Annotated in this window: 15 protein-coding genes; 7 read left to right on the top strand and 8 right to left on the bottom strand. The window is 38.8% G+C overall.

The window, feature by feature from the left end:
- Window position 1: 1 nt before the first annotated feature.
- The gene (locus B9Y87_RS17900) at window positions 2-517 is read left to right on the top strand and encodes a hypothetical protein (protein WP_085500335.1); all 516 of its coding nucleotides are present in this window, start codon (window positions 2-4) and stop codon (window positions 515-517) included.
- 42 nt (window positions 518-559) lie between these two features.
- On the opposite strand, the gene cls is transcribed toward B9Y87_RS17900, so the two are convergent.
- The 3 genes from cls to B9Y87_RS17885 form a co-directional block, all read right to left on the bottom strand.
- Window positions 560-2,023, bottom strand: a complete 1,464-nt coding sequence (gene cls, locus B9Y87_RS17895; RefSeq protein ID WP_085500334.1) for a cardiolipin synthase — start codon at window positions 2,021-2,023, stop codon at window positions 560-562.
- Complete coding sequence (locus B9Y87_RS17890) at window positions 2,023-2,979, bottom strand: lytic transglycosylase domain-containing protein (protein WP_085500333.1); 957 nt, start codon at window positions 2,977-2,979, stop codon at window positions 2,023-2,025. Before B9Y87_RS17890 ends, cls begins: the two co-directional genes overlap by 1 nt.
- 128 nt (window positions 2,980-3,107) lie before the next feature.
- Entirely contained in the window at window positions 3,108-3,785 is a 678-nt protein-coding gene (locus tag B9Y87_RS17885) for an alpha/beta fold hydrolase (RefSeq protein ID WP_245808741.1), read from the bottom strand.
- Between the two features lie 150 nt (window positions 3,786-3,935).
- Here B9Y87_RS17885 and B9Y87_RS17880 point away from each other — a divergent pair, with 150 nt between their 5' ends.
- On the top strand, window positions 3,936-4,229 hold the full coding sequence (locus tag B9Y87_RS17880; protein WP_085500332.1) for a GNAT family N-acetyltransferase: 294 nt from the start codon (window positions 3,936-3,938) through the stop codon (window positions 4,227-4,229).
- Window positions 4,230-4,328: 99 nt separating this feature from the next.
- Here the strand turns inward: B9Y87_RS17880 and mtaB are convergent, their stop codons facing one another.
- The 3 genes from mtaB to B9Y87_RS17865 form a co-directional block, all read right to left on the bottom strand.
- Complete coding sequence (mtaB, locus tag B9Y87_RS17875) at window positions 4,329-5,657, bottom strand: tRNA (N(6)-L-threonylcarbamoyladenosine(37)-C(2))-methylthiotransferase MtaB (protein WP_085500331.1); 1,329 nt, start codon at window positions 5,655-5,657, stop codon at window positions 4,329-4,331.
- Between the two features lie 126 nt (window positions 5,658-5,783).
- Window positions 5,784-6,959: a GlmU family protein gene (locus B9Y87_RS17870; protein ID WP_085500330.1), complete on the bottom strand. Its 1,176-nt coding sequence runs from the start codon at window positions 6,957-6,959 to the stop codon at window positions 5,784-5,786.
- A 67-nt stretch (window positions 6,960-7,026) separates the two neighbouring features.
- Entirely contained in the window at window positions 7,027-7,278 is a 252-nt protein-coding gene (locus B9Y87_RS17865) for a type B 50S ribosomal protein L31 (RefSeq protein WP_085500329.1), read from the bottom strand.
- A gap of 168 nt (window positions 7,279-7,446) precedes the next feature.
- Between B9Y87_RS17865 and B9Y87_RS17860 the strand changes: the two genes are divergently transcribed.
- Genes B9Y87_RS17860 through B9Y87_RS17845 form a run of 4 tightly spaced genes read left to right on the top strand, consistent with a single transcriptional unit; the run spans window position 7,447 to window position 12,538 of the window.
- A complete protein-coding gene (locus B9Y87_RS17860; RefSeq protein ID WP_176225665.1) occupies window positions 7,447-7,971 on the top strand; it encodes a DUF4199 domain-containing protein in 525 nt (174 codons plus the stop codon).
- 35 nt (window positions 7,972-8,006) lie between these two features.
- Entirely contained in the window at window positions 8,007-8,963 is a 957-nt protein-coding gene (locus B9Y87_RS17855; RefSeq protein WP_085500327.1) for a glycosyltransferase family 2 protein, read from the top strand.
- Window positions 8,964-9,008: 45 nt separating this feature from the next.
- The gene (locus B9Y87_RS17850; protein WP_085500357.1) at window positions 9,009-10,718 is read left to right on the top strand and encodes a phospho-sugar mutase; all 1,710 of its coding nucleotides are present in this window, start codon (window positions 9,009-9,011) and stop codon (window positions 10,716-10,718) included.
- Window positions 10,718-12,538 carry an ABC transporter ATP-binding protein gene (locus tag B9Y87_RS17845; protein WP_085500326.1) on the top strand — a complete coding sequence of 607 codons (1,821 nt, stop codon included), beginning with the start codon at window positions 10,718-10,720 and terminating at the stop codon, window positions 12,536-12,538. The genes B9Y87_RS17850 and B9Y87_RS17845 overlap by 1 nt, the downstream gene beginning before the upstream one ends.
- A 73-nt stretch (window positions 12,539-12,611) precedes the next feature.
- Here B9Y87_RS17845 and B9Y87_RS17840 read toward each other — a convergent pair whose 3' ends face one another.
- The gene (locus B9Y87_RS17840) at window positions 12,612-13,661 is read right to left on the bottom strand and encodes a DUF6340 family protein (protein WP_139827280.1); all 1,050 of its coding nucleotides are present in this window, start codon (window positions 13,659-13,661) and stop codon (window positions 12,612-12,614) included.
- A gap of 298 nt (window positions 13,662-13,959) precedes the next feature.
- Entirely contained in the window at window positions 13,960-15,009 is a 1,050-nt protein-coding gene (locus B9Y87_RS17835) for a DUF6340 family protein (protein WP_085500324.1), read from the bottom strand.
- A 243-nt stretch (window positions 15,010-15,252) separates the two neighbouring features.
- Here B9Y87_RS17835 and B9Y87_RS17830 point away from each other — a divergent pair, with 243 nt between their 5' ends.
- Complete coding sequence (locus B9Y87_RS17830; RefSeq protein ID WP_085500323.1) at window positions 15,253-17,424, top strand: endonuclease MutS2; 2,172 nt, start codon at window positions 15,253-15,255, stop codon at window positions 17,422-17,424.
- Window positions 17,425-17,426 lie beyond the last annotated feature (2 nt).

Raw genomic sequence — 17,426 nt, 5'->3', positions numbered from 1 at the left:
TATGTTCAATAAAAATTTAAAACTAGTTATAGCTGCATTAATAATAGCTTATGCGGTATATCAATTTGTAGAAGGCAATATTGGCAACGGGATTTCTTTAATTCTCCTTTCCTCTATTTTTATATTCCTCTATTATAGGAATGAGATTATTTTATTGGCATTTCTAAGAATGCGAAAACAAGATTTGACGGGCACGAAAAAATGGCTCGATAAAATTAAAAATCCGGATACCGCCCTTACCAAAAAGCAAAATGGGTATTATAATTACCTAAATGGCATCATTTTTTCCCAGACCAATCTTACCCAGGCCGAAAAATATTTTAAAAAGGCATTGAAATATGGTCTAAACATGGATTATGATGTGGCTATGGCCAAATTGAGCCTGGCAGGTATTGCCATGCAAAAACGTAGAAAAAGGGAGGCCACCACGCTATTGAACGAAGCGAAAAAGCTGGACAAACAAAATATGCTTGCCGAACAGATCAAGATGATGCAGCAGCAATTGAAGAAAATCTAGCTTTGTTAGTCCCGTTCAGCGATTTTAACACCCCAACAACATCTATAGCAAAGGAGCGAAAAGTCGACTAAAGGACTCCTTTAGCCTTCTAGCTATATTTCTGTTTTTCCAACGCTCCAAGGTAACTTCTTCGCAGTCCTGAAGGTCTAAATGGAATTGTTTTCGCATTTGTTGATTGATGTCCTTGTTGTATAGCAAAGCGTTAATTTCAAAATTCATGGAGAAACTTCGGTAATCCATGTTGGCTGTTCCAATGCTGGAGAACATATCATCTATTACCAAGGTCTTGGCATGTATAAACCCCTTTTTGTAGCGATGTATGGAGATCCCAGAATTTAGGCATTCCTCAATATAGGAATCGGTGGCATACTGTGCCACCACCGAATCCGATTCATAAGGCACTATTATCTTCACCTCTACCCCACTTCTAGCTGCAGTCGTCAATGCTGTTAAAATGGCCGAATTGGGCATAAAATAAGGAGTGGTGATCAATATACATTCGTGAGCCGAATTGATGGCACAAAACATGGCTTCCATTATATTGGCCCAATCACTGTCTGGACCACTGGCTGCGATTTGGACCGCTACGGGTTTTTGGGGAGTGGACTTTTGTTTGGGAAGTAGGTTTTTTTCGATTTCCATGGTATCCTTGGCGGCAAAATTCCAACTTAAAACAAATGAGGACTGAAGGGCACCTACGGCGCCTCCCTTAATGCGCAAATGGGTGTCTCTCCAGTACCTTTCATTGTCAAACGTATTGTCGTATTTTTGATCTAAGTTAATACCTCCGACATACCCAATTTTGCCGTCTATGACCACGATTTTCCTATGGTCCCTATAATTGAGTTTGCTGGTGGAATTAGAAAACAAAACAGGCATGAATGGAAAATGTTTCACACCACTGTCCGATAGTTTCTTTTTGTATACATTGGAAATATTGCTTCCAACATCATCATAAATAAGTCTCACACTTATGCCTTCCTGGGCTTTTTTGCAGAGAATATCAATGATTTCACTTCCCAAACCTTTATCGAACAGTACAAAATACTCCAGATGAATGTGGTGTTTGGCCTTTTCTAGGTCTTCCCTCAAATAGGTAAACTTTTCCTCCCCGTTAATCAAAATGTCAACCTCGTTGTCAAAGGTGAGCACGGCACTTTCGTTATTCCCCATTAAGCGGTATATCTTAAAAATGCCTTCTCCTAAAAATTCCTTTAAATCTTCCCTTTCCGAACGGTTGAGGCTGAAGCTATTGCGCCATTTTTTTAATCGGTCGTTATCTTCTACATATTTTTTTTCAAAAATCTTGTCCTTCCTATAATCTTGGCCAAATAAATAATAGACCAGTAACCCAATAAAGGGCAAGGTTGCCAAAACAAATATGTAAGATAAGGTCTTAACCGGATTCCTATTTTTAAGAACGATTAAGACCGAAAATATGATGACCAATAAATAATTTATTCCTAAAAGTACGGACCAAATATTATCTTTTAGGAAAGGAAGCATTATTTGGAAATCTTGTAGTATCCCTTATTCGGGATTTCTATGGTATATTTCTTTTTGGAGGAATTGTTTAAATGTGCCTCCCTCAGCCAAGGATTATGTCTCTTTAATATTTTGTAGTTGATTTCATATTGTTTTGCAAAATCGGCAAAATTGCTCACTGGTTCGGTGATTTCAACATTAAAGGTCGGGACTGCTGTATACATATCCTCTTTTTCCAGATGAAAACCGTACTTCTCAGGATTGGATAGTATTTCTTTAATGGCCAAAATTCTAAAGACATAGCGACCTGTTTCTTCGCCCAACAGAAGATCATAGTAGCCGTCCGCTTTTTGTATCCCCATATACTTTTGGATTCCTCCTGCCCCGGCATTGTATGCAGCTGCAGCTAAGGTCCAACTACCAAACTTTTCCTTGGACTTTTTGAGATATTTACAGGCCACTTCGGTCGATTTTTCAATATGGTACCTTTCATCAACATTACTGTTAATTTCCAAGCCGTACTCTTTTCCTGTGGCGCTCATAATTTGCCAGAAGCCAGTTGCTCCTGCCGGAGAAACCACGTTTTGAAGCCCACTTTCCGCTAAAGCCAAGTATTTAAAGTCGTCCGGAATTCCATTTTTGGCCAAAATAGGCTCTATAATTGGAAAGAATTTATTGGCTCTTTTCATCAGTAAAAGCGCATTGGATTGCCAATATGTATTCACCAAAAACTCACGATCTACACGTTCCATGATCTCTGGATCGTCAAAAGGAACCGGCTCCCCCGAGAAGTTTAAATCGTCCGGTATCTCAATTGCGGTGATACGATAACCGTTTTCCTCTCCATCATTGGTTTTGGGCTGTGACTCCTCTACAAGCATGGCCGTTTCCTTGTACTGATTTTGCACGGCAAATATTAAGGTGCTTCCTACAAAAAAAACTCCCAAAATCATTAAAATATTTTTTATAACCTTCATCTCTTCAATTTATTTTTAAAAATTCCTTGTTTTATTATGTGCCTTTCCGCAATGGTGCACAGTATTACCTCCAGGTTGGCCAATACCATAAACCTATTTCTACATCAAATATATTAAATAGAACTGCCTTATTGCAAAATAATTGTGGGTAAGTGTTCATTAAACCATTTTGACCGGTGAATAATCATGGTATGGGTCCCATTTTTTACTATAATGCAATTTTTTATATGGCCAATGGGAAAGACCGGGTCATTTTCGCCATGAATGTGAATAATATTTTCCTGGTATTGCGTTTGTTTCCAGTTTACTATAGCATCAATGGACCAATCGATATAATATTTATCACGGACGGATAAATACTGTTCGTAAAGTGCCAGGCGCTTAGGAATGGTTTCACCAAAGGCATATTTTGCCAATAATTCCATATTGTTTACAAGGCCCGTGGGCAATAGTTTATGGGCTTTGGTATACCTCGCAAAAATCATTCTTTTGGGCAGTTCCGATTTGCTTTTGACACTCGAAATTATAATGACCTTTGCTACTTTAATGTGTTTAGCCATCTCCTGGACCAGAATACCTCCAAAGGATACCCCGATTAGGACGGCATCCTCGTGTTTGATGTGCCTGGACATAATTAGGGCATAATCCTCCAGACTAATGTTCTTATCGGGAACAGACCAATCCAAGAAATGTTTTTCAAAAATGTTCGCAGGTAGGTCTATATTGTCAAATATGGAGGGATTGGCTGCCATACCGGGCATGAAATAAACATGTTTTTTGTTTTGGACCTTTTGGTATTCTAGCATACTATTTTAATAGGATAAGAACTATTTTTTCGCTAACTTTGTATTCTTGGCTTTTTCGTCCCTGCTTATGCGTTTATTTAGTTTACGAGCCTAGATTGTAATTTGAGAACGTTATGATCCAAAATTAGTCATTATTTAAAATCAAACTATATGAATGAAGTAGAAATTAAGGACAATGGTTTCTTGAGACAATTTGAAGCCAGGGTTGACGGCCACTTGGCTAAAATTGAGTATTCTTCCCAAGAGCGCAAAGTTTTTTTAACAAAACTTGTTATTCCTGAGGAAATAACTAAGGAAGGTTTTAAAGAAGAGTTCATTAAAAGTGTATTGGGTCATATCCAAGAACAAAATTTAAGAGTGGTGCCTACCAGCCCTCAAATTGCTGGTTTCTTGAGAAAGAATCGACAATACAAGGAAATGCTTCCTGTAGGTATAAGAATATAGTGATAAGCAAAAAAACCTCTCCATTACGAGAGGTTTTTTTTTGTATTACTGTGCTTTATACGTAATTGACTTTGTCAAAGGAGGTGATTCATTGTATTTCTAGGTAGTTACCATACTTCCTAGATGGACACCCCTTACCATACCATCATCATCAATTTCCGTAAGTTTTATTTCGTGCAAAGTATTCACCAAGTCCGGGTTCCATGGTGTTTTTACCTTTACGTAATTTTCGGTAAATCCGTGGATATAGCCCTCCTTGTTTTCGGCTTCGTACAAGACAGTTCTGGTAGATCCCAATTGGCCTTCATAAAAAGCCCTTCTCTTTTTTACAGAAAGCCCCCTCAGCATTTTACTTCTTTTGTTCCTAACTTTTTTGGGAACCACTCCCGCTAATTCCGTTGCCTTGGTGTTATCCCTTTCCGAATAGGTGAACACATGCAGATAGGAAATATCCAGTTCATTCAGGAAATTATAGGTTTCCAAAAAATGTCCTTCGGTTTCCCCAGGAAATCCAACTATAACATCGACTCCTATACAGGCGTCTGGCATAATTTCCCTTATTCTTTTAACCCGATCCACATACAAATTGGTCAGGTATCTTCTACTCATCAATTTTAAAATAGCATCGCTACCGCTTTGTAGGGGAATATGGAAATGCGGTACAAAGGAATTGCTTTGTGCTACAAAATCTATAGTTTCGTTTTTTAATAAATTGGGTTCAATCGAAGAAATTCGCAAACGGTCTATACCCTCTACCCTATCCAATGCTTTTACAAGATCCAAAAAGGTATGTTCGTGTTTTTTATTACCAAATTCCCCTTTTCCGTAATCGCCGATATTAACGCCGGTAAGCACAATTTCCTTGATGCCCTTGGATGAGATTTCGGATGCATTTTTTAGAACATTCTCCAGGGTGTCACTTCTTGAAATCCCCCTGGCCAATGGAATGGTGCAATAGGTGCATTTATAGTCACAGCCATCCTGTACTTTTAAAAATGCCCTGGTGCGATCGCCTATGGCATAGCTGCCCACATAAAAGTCGGCCTCTTCTATTTCGCAGGAATGGACCTGACCAAAATCATTTTTGGAAAGATCATTGACATAATCCGCAATCTTAAATTTTTCAGTGGCTCCCAGAACAAGATCAACTCCGTCTACTGCTGCCAATTCTTCCGGTTTAAGTTGTGCATAGCACCCAATAGCCGCTACAAAGGCGTTCGGATTGTTTTTTTGTGCTTGCTTAACGATCGATTTAAATTGCTTATCTGCATTTTCCGTAACGGAACAGGTATTGATGACATACATATCCGCATTTTCGGAAAAATCAACACGCTCAAAGCCCTCCTCTACCAAATCCCTAGCTATGGTTGAAGTTTCTGAGAAATTGAGCTTGCAACCCAACGTATAGAAAGCGACTTTTTTCTTCATCATTGTTCTTCTTTAACCAACTAGCAGTCGGTTTCTTGTACATTAATCCAAAACGTTTGCAAATATACCAATAATTGGGAACCCTTTAGTTATAGCTTTGGGTTTGGTTTATTCAGCAAACAAAAGTTATTCCTTGCGCCATCGCTTGGTTTCCTCAAATACGTGATTCAATATCTTGGCATCCATGTCATTGAACTCCACTCCCCTACGCGCCATCATTACCTTTGCGGCTTCATAAGCCTTTTGGGGTTGGTATGTAGTGAAGCCGGAGGCACCTCCCCAACTAAAACTGGGGACAAAATTCCTCGGAAATCCAGGTACATAAATATTGCAATTTACACCTATTACCGTTCCAGTATTGAACATGGTATTTATGGCCGTTTTGCTATGGTCGCCCATCATTAGGCCGCAGAATTGAAGTCCGGTCTGTTCAAATTTCTCGGTAGCATAGTTCCATAGGCGCACCTTGGCGTAATTGTTTTTTAAATTGGAATTATTGGAATCGGCTCCTATGTTGCACCATTCCCCTAACACAGAATTCCCAAGATAACCTTCATGGCCCTTACTGGAATACCCTATAAGCACAGAATTGGAAATTTCCCCACAAACTTTGCTGTAAGGGCCCACGGTAGTGGGACCATAGATTCTGGCTCCCATTTTTACCACTGCTTTTTCGCATAGGGCGAAACCACCTCTTATTAGGTTACCCTCCCATACTTCTGAATTCTTGCCCAAATAAATGGGGCCTTCGGAAGCATTTAAAATACTGTATTCAACACTGGCCCCTTCCTCCAAGAATATATTCTCCGGGTTAACCAAACTATTGGTCTTGGAAATGGGAGCACTTTTTCTGCCTTTGGTCAACAGGTCAAAATCTGCCTGCATGGCCTCTCCATTTTTTGAAAAGATATCCCAGGTATTTTCAATGCGCAGTACATGACCTTCAAATTCAATATGTCTGTAGGTTGAAAAATCAACTTCTTCCTGGGTTTCCTTCGAGTAAAAGGCGATAACCTCCTCTCCCAAGAACACCGCTTCGTTTTCGTTTAAGTTGGCCACAAGCTCCACTAATTCGGCATTGGGCAAAAAGGACGCATTTATAAGCACGTTCTCGTCCATTTCAACCATTGGGAATCTTTCCGAAAGATAATCCTCTGTTATAGTGGTAATGGTATTGCCAAGGTAGTTTTCCCACTTTTCCCTGATAGTGAGAATTCCGATCCTAATATCTGCAACCGGTCTGGTGAAGGTAAACGGCAACAAGGCCCTTCTCACCGTTCCGTCAAAAAGAATATAGTTCATACAACTAAATTAAAACAAAAAAAGTCACGCTACTGCGTGACTTAATAACTCTTTTGTAAAGAAAATATTATTTTTTGAACTTCTCGTACTTGCTTTTAAATTTATCGATACGACCTGCAGTATCCAAAAATTTGGCCTTACCAGTATAGAATGGATGTGAAGTTCTTGAAATTTCCAATTTAACCAGTGGATATTCAACGCCATCAACATCTAAAGTTTCTTTGGTATCGGCTGTGGATTTGGTAATAAAAACCTCTTCATTGGACATGTCCTTAAAGGCTACCAATCTATAATTCTCTGGATGTATATCTTTTTTCATTGTAAAAACGTTTGTTCCTGCTTAATTTCGAGGTGCAAATTTAAATATTTTTCTCAAAACAACAACTTAAAACTTCAAAAAAGAAAAAATAAAAATAGCTTATCTTTAAATGTAACAAATATATGTTCGATAATACTAACCATTAAAACTATTAAATTTTCAATCAACATGGAAAAAAACCAACCAAAAACAGGAAAGTATGCGTTAACCTATGGCCTTATCCTTGGCGCCATAAGTGTAGCGTTTTTATTAATGTTATATTCGTTGGATATGCATTATCAGGGTGGCACTATGGTAATGGGCGTTAGTCTTTTGATAACCATTGCGGTTATCGCTATCGGCATGGTGCAGTTTAAAAAGGACAATGGAGGTTTTATGTCCTTTGGCCAAGGATTAAAAGTTGGTGTGGGCATTGGATTGATCGCTGGTATCGTTGGGATTATTTTTAATCAGATCCTAGTAGGGGTAATTGACCCTGAAATGATGAACAAGGCCATGGAATACCAAAAGGGCTTGCTTATGGAAAATCCTAAAATGACTCCAGCGCAAATCGATGCCCAAATGGAAATGGCCAAAAAATTCTCAACACCATCCATGCAAATCGTTTTTGGATTGGTTTATATAGTAGTGTCAAGTTTCATTTTATCACTTATTCCAGCTTTAATTTTAAAAAAGAAAGAAACTATTCAGTAATTTGTACTTTTGAAAAGATTTTCCATTAGTACCGAATGAATATATCTATTATAATTCCCTTACTTAACGAAGAAGAATCGTTGACAGAACTGCATGATTGGATTGTACGTGTAATGCAATCCAATCATTTTTTATATGAAATACTTTTTATAGATGATGGGAGTACCGATGGTTCTTGGAACCTTATCACCAAATTGGGTAAGTCCAACCCCAATGTGAAAGGTATACGGTTCTTAAAGAATTTTGGAAAATCGCAGGCTCTTCATGCTGGATTTAAGGCAGCGCAAGGCGATGTGGTCATCACTATGGACGCGGACCTACAGGACAATCCCGAGGAAATTCCGGAATTATACCAAATGATCAAACAAGAGGGCTTTGATCTAGTTTCGGGATGGAAGAAAAAAAGATATGACTCCATACTCAGTAAAAATCTTCCCTCCAAGTTATTTAATTGGGCCGCTCGCAAAACTTCCGGTGTAAGGCTGCACGATTTTAACTGTGGTTTAAAAGCCTATAGGAAAGAGGTGGTAAAAACAATTGAAGTCTCAGGGGAAATGCACCGATATATTCCGGTTTTGGCCAAAAGCGCCGGATTTCATAAAATAGATGAAAAGGTAGTTCAGCATCAGGCTAGGAAATATGGGAAGACCAAATTTGGGATGGACCGTTTTATTAATGGCTTTTTGGACCTGATTACCATCTGGTTCGTTTCCAAATTTGGAAAAAGACCCATGCATCTTTTTGGTGCTTTGGGTGTCCTTATGTTTACTATTGGTTTTGGATTTGCCCTTTATTTGGGCATAGATAAAGTATTCATCAACCCTTTTGGGCGACTCATTACGGAACGTCCCCAATTTTATATTGCACTGACAGCCATGCTTATAGGAACCCAGCTTTTCCTTGCAGGATTTTTAGGGGAAATAATGGTAAGGTCCCGTAAAAATGAAACCCGTTACAATATCACGGAAGAAATAAATATCACCGAAAAATAAAAGAATATTCTTTGTATTTTTAAGAACATATAATACCAAATGACAATGGAAGCCATACTAGAAAATGCCAAAAATTGGTTGACCGATTTTTTTGACGATAAGACCAAGAACGAGATTCAAAAGTTAATAGATACTAATACCGAAGAGCTAAAGGACCGTTTTTATAAGAACCTGGAATTTGGAACTGGAGGGATGCGGGGAATTATGGGTGCCGGTACCAATAGAATTAATAAATACACTCTGGGAAAAAGTACCCAAGGCCTTAGTAATTACTTGAACCAGGTATATAAGGATGAACAGGTTAAAGTGGTCATTGCCTATGACTGTAGACATAATAGTGATACCTTGGCCAGGACAGTGGCCCAAGTTTTTTCTGCCAACGGTATTAAAGTGTTCCTGTTTTCGGAATTACGTACTACTCCGGAACTCTCTTTCGCCGTAAAATATCTCAATTGCCATGCAGGTATTGTTTTAACGGCTTCCCATAACCCACCGGAATACAATGGATACAAAGTGTATTGGACCGATGGAGGACAAATAGTACCCCCGCAGGATGTCGCCATAGTTAGCGAAATAAATAGCCTTTCCTTTGAAGATATCAAATTCAAGGCCGATGAGAGCTTAATAGAATTAATAGATAAAAAGGTGGATGAGGCCTTTATTGAAGCTTCTGTTGAAAATGGTAGTTTCAATGCCAAGGGCAAGGACGATTTTAAAATTGTCTTTACTTCCCTTCATGGTACTTCTATAACTGTAATACCCGAAGTGCTTAAAAGGGCCGGGTATAAAAATGTTACTGTTATTGAGGAACAGGCTAAACCAGACGGTAATTTTCCAACGGTAGTATCACCAAACCCCGAAGAGCCCGAGGCCTTATCCATGGCGATTAAAAAGGCAGAGGAAATTGGGGCGGATATGGTAATTGGTACCGATCCGGATAGTGATCGTCTAGGAGTAGCTGTTCGTAACCTTGAGGGAGAAATGGAGATTTTGAACGGCAACCAGGCCATGATCATGATGACCAAATTTTTGCTGGATCAACGCAAGAAAAAAGGAATTACAGGTAAAGAATTTATAGCCTCTACCATTGTCTCTACACCAATGATGGATTCCTTGGCCAAGGGTTATGGGGTGGAATGCAAGACCGCCCTAACAGGTTTTAAGTGGATCGCCAAAATGATCAAAGATTTCGCGGACCAGCCTTTCATTGGTGGTGGCGAGGAAAGTTTTGGATTTATGGTGGGCGATTTTGTACGGGACAAGGATGCGGTAACCTCTACCCTATTGGCCTGTGAAATTGGTGCCAACGCCAAAGCAAATGGCAGCTCCTTCTTCAAGGATCTTATAGATTGCTATGTGGACTACGGATTCTTTAAGGAAAAATTGATTTCCTTGACCAAGAAAGGGATGTCGGGAGCGGAAGAAATTAAACAAATGATGATCGATTTTAAGGATAATCCCGTTAAAAGCATAGACGGTTCCAAAGTTGTTATAGTAGAAGATTACAATACTGCGACCTCTAAAAACGTAATTACAGGTAAAGTGACCCCAATAGATATTCCAAAATCCAATGTTTTAATCTACATAACGGAGGATGGCACCAAAATGGCGGCCAGACCAAGCGGTACAGAACCTAAGATCAAGTTTTACTTTAGCATCAATACCAAATTGAAGAACGCCGCCGATTATAAAAAAGTAGACGCAGAGCTGGATGCGAAAATTGAAAGAATCCTTAAAGAACTGAATATAGGTTAATGGAGTATTTTAAAAAGATTCTTCGCTTTGCGAACCCCTACAAAAAATATGCTTTTTTAAATATTATTGCCAATGTACTTTACGCATTGTTTAGTACTCTTGCAATGCTTTCTTTGTTCCCAATGCTAACCGTACTTTTTAAACAAACGGAAGCGGTTACTGAAAAACCAATTTGGACGGGTATTGGCGATGTTCAAAAGTATTTGGACTCCTATCTTAATTATTATGTTACGGAGAATCTAAGTGAAGACCAAGGACAGTTACTTATGACTATGGTCGCTTTGGTTATAGGTATGTTTTTCTTAAAAAACCTTTTTGGATATCTAGCTATGTACTTTATCACCTTTCTTAGAAATGGTGTTTTAAAGGATTTACGAAATGCACTCTATGCCAAAACAATAGACCTGCCAATTGGATTTTATTCAGAAAAAAGAAAAGGGGATACAATTGCAAGAATTACTTCCGATGTATTGGAAATTCAACATTCCTTTCTATCCATTTTGGAACTAATAGTTAGAGAACCACTTACCATTGTTTTTACAATAATCGCTATGGTTGCCCTTAGTCCTAAATTAACTCTATTTGTCTTTATTTTTCTACCTCTATCAGGTTTTCTTATCTCCTTAATTGGAAAATCATTAAAGCGTAAGTCAGATAGGGTTCAGAAAGAGCAAGGTTATTTTTTATCCATTCTTGAAGAAACTTTGGGAGGTTTAAGAGTTATAAAGGCTTTTAACGCTGAAGTTCGTTTCAATTCTATTTTCCAAAAATCAACCTCAAGATTTTATAGATTTTCAAATAGTCTTCTAAATCGGCAAAATTTGGCTTCCCCGTCAAGCGAATTTCTGGGTATAACTGTCATAGGTATTTTATTATGGTATGGTGGAAGAATGGTTTTGGTGGAAAAATCATTGGAAGCGAGTGTTTTTATTACTTATATGGGTCTGGCATATCAAATTCTTACCCCTGCAAAAGCCATTAGTAAGGCCTCCTACGGCGTGAAAAAGGGAAATGCGGCAGCAGAGCGGGTATTGGAAATATTGGAAACAGAAAATCCAATTGTTGAAAAGAAGGAAGCTGTAGTGAAACCCACCTTCGATAAGGGAATTGAGATCAATGGTGTTTCCTTTAAATATGAGGATGAATATGTATTGAAGAATTTTAATCTTAAAGTTCCCAAGGGTAAAACCGTGGCCTTGGTAGGCCAATCTGGAAGTGGAAAAAGTACCATAGCCAATTTAATGACCCGGTTTTATGATGTTAATGAGGGGGAGATAAAAATTGATGGCGTTGATATTCGGGATTTCACCAAAAATTCACTTCGCAATTTAATGGGACTTGTAACCCAGGATTCCATTTTGTTCAATGATACCGTAAAAAATAATATTGGCCTCGGAAAGGAAAATGCTAAGGAGGAAGATGTAATTGAAGCTGCCAAAATAGCCAATGCCCATGATTTTATCAGTGAGCTGCCCCTTGGGTACAATACCAATATTGGGGATAGTGGAAATAAATTAAGTGGTGGACAAAAACAAAGGTTGTCCATCGCCAGGGCCGTTCTAAAAAATCCACCCATTATGATTCTGGATGAGGCTACCTCTGCCTTGGATACGGAAAGTGAAAGATTGGTGCAGGATGCTTTGGAAAAAATGATGCAAAATAGGACTTCCATAGTTATTGCCCACAGGCTTTCCACCATACAAAATGCCGATACCATCGTAGTTTTGCAAAAGGGGGAGATTGTGGAACAAGGATCCCATTCCCAACTTATGGATAAAAATGGGGTCTATAAAAAGTTGGTTACCATGCAGTCATTTTAAGACTGGTCCATATCCTTAAATAATGTGCTGATCCATATGTAGATGGTACTTTGGATTTATTGGATTGGTGCAATTATCTAGACACCTGCTGTTCCAAAATTTGATTTTGGAACAGCCTATGTTCAAGTATATCAAGGTATTCCATGGCATCCTTTATGTCATGGTCCTTATAGGATTTGGACGCCCAATCCATTGCTGCCCTGAAGTCGCCATTAATTTCGTTCAATATTGCCATATTGTAACAGGCGCGACCTGCAATTTTGGAATTGGCATTATCCAATTCCTTTTGCCAAAGTTGTGATGCTCCCTGCCAGTCCCCACTTTCCACCAAAACACTGGCTTGTTCAAAATTAGTGGTACCACGTGCAAAATATGATCTCTCAACACTGTTTTCAAAAGGTAATAGTCGCTGCCCATAATTGCTGCCCGAGGCCTTGCTCTGCTCTACAAGGGTCTCCTTTCTGTCCTCTATGGCCTTATAGGCCTCTATAGGATTGGTGCCTTTGCCTTTGGATATAACTTGATCGTTAAAAACTATCTCATCAATTATTTCCTTGGAATTGGGATAATATATTTTCCATCCATTTTCAATAAGGGTTTCCAAGGTAAGCTCTTGGGCCGGAACCTTTACCTTCACCCTCATGAGGTTGGGCTGCATCATGGATGTTTTCTTTAAGGTTATTTTGGTTTCCGTATCAAAAAAGGCCATTGAAAAAATGGCATCCACATCGTAAGTATTGCAAATATTTTCAACAGAGGTCCAGGATATTGAATCGTTCCCCATCTCCAACTGTAAAATATCTTGGGGTATCGAATCCAAGATTTTCACAGTCTCAAAACGGTTGTCCTTTAGCAACTCGTTAAACAATCCAGTAAGGGCTGCATTCCTTCCCTGCTCCGAGAGCCATTGCTCTTCTGCAGCCACCATTCTGTTGAGGCCTGTTTCATCCTCATCTGCCTCCGGTCGTATACTTCTATGGACAATGCCTATTCTTTTAATTTTATGCGTAATATGTACAGGTGAAGGTTCTAAAGTTTGAAGAACAATTTCTTTAGTGGATCCACAGCCTACAAATGAAGCTAAAAGGCCTAACAAAAAAAACCAGGCACAAAACTTTCGCATGCTTTGTAGATTTATTTGAAATGAAATATAAATTGAACGTAATATCATAACCTTTGTAAAACTCATTTTATAGGGGAAATATTGTCCTTTTAGCACAAAACCATTGAATTTCAGGCTTGTTTTGTGTTTTTTTTCATTAAAAACATAATTAAAAAAATGCTTGTGATATAGTTTTAAGAACTAGTATTGTTGAAGGAAAATGCACTACACCAAAAAAAAGTCCGTTTCCTTTCTTTTGGAAAACGGACTTTTTTTAGTTTTGTTCCTATAAAAAGTGCTTTAAAATAAGCAGTTAGGGTTATCGGGATGCTTGTTGCTCCAAGATTTCATTTTGTGATAATCGGTATTTAAGGATATTCAAATATCTAAGTGCATCCTTGTTGTCGTAATCCGCATACGATTTGGAAGCCCAATCCATAGCGGCATTCAAATCCCCGTTTATCTCATTTATTATCGCCATATTGTAACAGGCCCTTCCGGCAATTTTTGCCTTGGAGTTATCCAATTCTTTTTCCCAAAGTTGGGCAGCACCTTGCCAATCCCCTGTTTGAGCCCTTCTTTTGGCCACTACAAAATTGTCGGTGCCTCTTACAAAATAGTCTCTTGAGATTCTGTGCTTATATGGTGAAAGTCTAGATCCATAGGCATAGCCAATATTCCTGCTCAATTCCTCAACAGCCTCGTTTCTACGTGCTACAGCTTCGATTGCTTTTACCGGATTAATGCCTTTTCCTGAGGATACTAGGTGATCGGTGTACATAAATTCGTCCACAATTTGCCTAGTACTGGGGTTATAAATTCGCCATCCATTTTTAATAAGGGTATTTAGGGTAACCTCATGGGCTGGAACCGACACTTTAACACCCAAAGTGTTGGGAAGTTGCATTACGGATGGTTTATAGGAAACCTGTGTGTCCGTATCGTAAAAAGACAAGGAAAATATAGCATCGACCCCGTTGGCTGCACAAATCTCCTCTATAACCTCCCAAGACAGGCTGGCGGGAAAGACATCCAAGCCTTTCCTAATTTCCGTTTCGTTATCCAAAATAAGGATCTCTTCAAACCTTCCCGTACCGGCCAATTTATCCGATAGGGCATTAATGGCAACTTCGGCCCCTTTTTTATCCAGATGTAGACCTTCGGCAGACAATATTTGATCTATTTTGTCAATTTGCTTATTGCCTTCAGAGGGTAAACTTCTATTGATGATACCTATTCTTTGGACATCCTTGGGAAGATGCACTATGGCCGGTTCAGTGGCACCCATCGTTAAGTTGTTGGTGGCACTGCAGGACACTAATAAAATGCCTATAACAATATATCCGAGTATTGATTTATGGTTTTTCATATGCTGGTTTTAACTGGTTTCTTAATAAAACTATGGTAATAGCCTAGCTATAAAACATATACTGTGCCAAAAATATTGTTCATGTAACCAATATTCCTCTAATTTTACTTACTTAGGCTAGGTCCTTGAGTTAAAAAAAAGGTGCATCATAGTAATAAATACATCCTTTTACAGTCCTCCCATATAGTGCCTATTCCTTACCTTTGAAGGTTGTAAATCCTCATGGAAAGGAAAATTGATTAAATGAATAAAATAAGTTCAAAAACGCTTCAAGATCTCGAGTTTAATACTGTTCTTTCACAATTGGCAGCTCGTTGTACCACAGAGTTGGGAAAGGAACAGGTGGCTAATCTGGAACCAATTTCCATCAAATCCGAATTATTGGACGTTTTGGGACAAACTTCCGAGTATTTGGCCTCCTATTCCAATGACAATAGGATTCCCAATCATAATTTTGATACCATTAATCCGGAGTTGAAACTCCTTAAAATTGAGAATACCACTTTGGAAGTAGGTGGGTTCAAGAAAATAGGTTCCATATGTACAACAGTAGCTACCCATATTAAATTCCTTATAAAATTTAAAGAGTATTATCCCCTTCTTTTCGCTGTTTCCGATAAAATAATCCTTAACACTGAAATTCCGCGAAATATAGAGGCTGTGATTGATAAATTTGGGGAAATAAAGGATAATGCTTCCAGCAACCTTCAAAGTATCCGTTCCCAAATGGTTGTGGTGAAGGGTAAAATAAATCAAAGTTTTGCCACAGCGCTCAATACCTACCATGCCTCGGAACTTTTGGATGAAATCAGGGAATCGGTGGTAGATAATAGAAGGGTACTTGCCGTAAAGAGCATGTATCGAAAAAAAGTGAAGGGAGCCGTTATGGGAACTTCTAAAACCGGGAGCATTGTCTATATAGAACCGGAGGCGACGCTCAGATATAGTAGGGAACTCGGAAATCTGGAATTCGAGGAACGGGAAGAGATACAAAAAATATTGAACGATCTAACCAATCGTATACGGTCATTTGCACCTGAACTATATGCCTATCAAGATTTTTTGGTTCATATAGACATTACGGCGTCCAAGGCAAAATATGCTCTGGAAATGGATGCCCTATTGCCCGAAATTAGTGATAATAGGGAGCTTTTTCTAAGGGATGCCTACCATCCCTTGCTGTTTTTGAGCAATAAGTATAAAAAGGAAAAAACATACCCCCAAACAATTACCCTGCATCCTGAAAACAGAATTATAGTTATTTCCGGACCCAATGCAGGGGGGAAAAGTATTACACTAAAAACAATTGGTCTTTTACAGGTAATGCTACAGAGCGGTTTATTGATCCCTGTACATGAGAGGTCCAAGGTATGTTTGTTTGACAATATCCTAACGGATATTGGTGACAACCAATCCATTGAGAACCATCTTAGCACCTATAGCTATCGCTTGAAGAATATGAATTACTTCTTGCGTAAATGTAATGACAAAACCTTGTTTCTAATAGACGAATTTGGAACAGGAAGTGATCCGGAACTGGGCGGTGCCCTAGCCGAGACCTTTCTGGAGGTTTTCTATGAAAGGGGTGCCTACGGAGTTATTACCACCCATTATGCCAATCTTAAATTATTGGCCAATGAATTGCCTCATGTTACCAATGCCAATATGCTTTTTGACGGAAAATCCTTGGAACCCACTTATCAGTTGGTATTGGGACAGGCCGGTAGTTCCTTTACTTTTGAAGTGGCGCAAAAGAATGGTATTCCCTATAGCCTCATTAATAAAGCTAAAAAGAAAATAGAGCGTGGGAAGGTTCGTTTTGATGCCACTATAGCCAAACTACAAAAGGAGCGTAGTAAAATGGAGAAAACCGGGTCCAGGCTTCAAGAAGAGGAATCCAAGGCCAGAACGGAAGCCCAAAAATTGGAGGACCTTAATTCCAAGATCAAATCCAAATTGGAAAATTATCAGGAACTCTATGATCATAACCAACGGATGATCTATTTGGGAAATAAGGTAAACACGGCCGCGGAAAAATATTTTCAGGATAAAAAGAAGCGTAATTTGGTTTCCGAATTAATACGTATTGTGGAAACGGAGAATAGTAAACGCAAAAAACAATCGGCAAAAGAAGTAAAGGCTCAAAAAGAAAGGAAGGCCAAAGTAGAACAAGAGGTGATCAAAAAGGTGGAGGTAATCCGAGAAAAGAAAAAAGTTGAGAAAAAGAAGGCCGAGGTAAAGGAAAAAAACAAGCCACGCCCCGTATTTAAGGTGGGCGACCGTGTGCGTTTAATTGATGGAAAGTCAGTGGGCAGTATAGATAGTTTGGAAAAGAATAAAGCTATTGTTAACTATGGTATTTTTACCACCAATGTTGCTGTAGACCAATTGGAATTGGTAGAAAGAAAAATATAAAA

It is taken from the genome of Arenibacter troitsensis, from assembly GCF_900177645.1.
GTDB lineage: Bacteria > Bacteroidota > Bacteroidia > Flavobacteriales > Flavobacteriaceae > Arenibacter > Arenibacter troitsensis.
Note: the sequence above shows the minus strand (reverse complement) of the source record. Positions and strands in the feature narration are given on the sequence as shown.

Bases quoted from the DNA above. Each gene is read 5' to 3' on its own strand.
- B9Y87_RS17900 (WP_085500335.1), top strand. From the start codon at position 2: ATGTTCAATAAAAATTTAAAACTAGTTATAGCTGCATTAATAATAGCT.
- cls (WP_085500334.1), bottom strand. From the start codon at position 2,023: ATGCTTCCTTTCCTAAAAGATAATATTTGGTCCGTACTTTTAGGAATA.
- B9Y87_RS17890 (WP_085500333.1), bottom strand. From the start codon at position 2,979: ATGAAGGTTATAAAAAATATTTTAATGATTTTGGGAGTTTTTTTTGTA.
- B9Y87_RS17885 (WP_245808741.1), bottom strand. From the start codon at position 3,785: ATGCTAGAATACCAAAAGGTCCAAAACAAAAAACATGTTTATTTCATG.
- B9Y87_RS17880 (WP_085500332.1), top strand. From the start codon at position 3,936: ATGAATGAAGTAGAAATTAAGGACAATGGTTTCTTGAGACAATTTGAA.
- mtaB (WP_085500331.1), bottom strand. From the start codon at position 5,657: ATGAAGAAAAAAGTCGCTTTCTATACGTTGGGTTGCAAGCTCAATTTC.
- B9Y87_RS17870 (WP_085500330.1), bottom strand. From the start codon at position 6,959: ATGAACTATATTCTTTTTGACGGAACGGTGAGAAGGGCCTTGTTGCCG.
- B9Y87_RS17865 (WP_085500329.1), bottom strand. From the start codon at position 7,278: ATGAAAAAAGATATACATCCAGAGAATTATAGATTGGTAGCCTTTAAG.
- B9Y87_RS17860 (WP_176225665.1), top strand. From the start codon at position 7,447: ATGGAAAAAAACCAACCAAAAACAGGAAAGTATGCGTTAACCTATGGC.
- B9Y87_RS17855 (WP_085500327.1), top strand. From the start codon at position 8,007: ATGAATATATCTATTATAATTCCCTTACTTAACGAAGAAGAATCGTTG.
- B9Y87_RS17850 (WP_085500357.1), top strand. From the start codon at position 9,009: ATGGAAGCCATACTAGAAAATGCCAAAAATTGGTTGACCGATTTTTTT.
- B9Y87_RS17845 (WP_085500326.1), top strand. From the start codon at position 10,718: ATGGAGTATTTTAAAAAGATTCTTCGCTTTGCGAACCCCTACAAAAAA.
- B9Y87_RS17840 (WP_139827280.1), bottom strand. From the start codon at position 13,661: ATGCGAAAGTTTTGTGCCTGGTTTTTTTTGTTAGGCCTTTTAGCTTCA.
- B9Y87_RS17835 (WP_085500324.1), bottom strand. From the start codon at position 15,009: ATGAAAAACCATAAATCAATACTCGGATATATTGTTATAGGCATTTTA.
- B9Y87_RS17830 (WP_085500323.1), top strand. From the start codon at position 15,253: ATGAATAAAATAAGTTCAAAAACGCTTCAAGATCTCGAGTTTAATACT.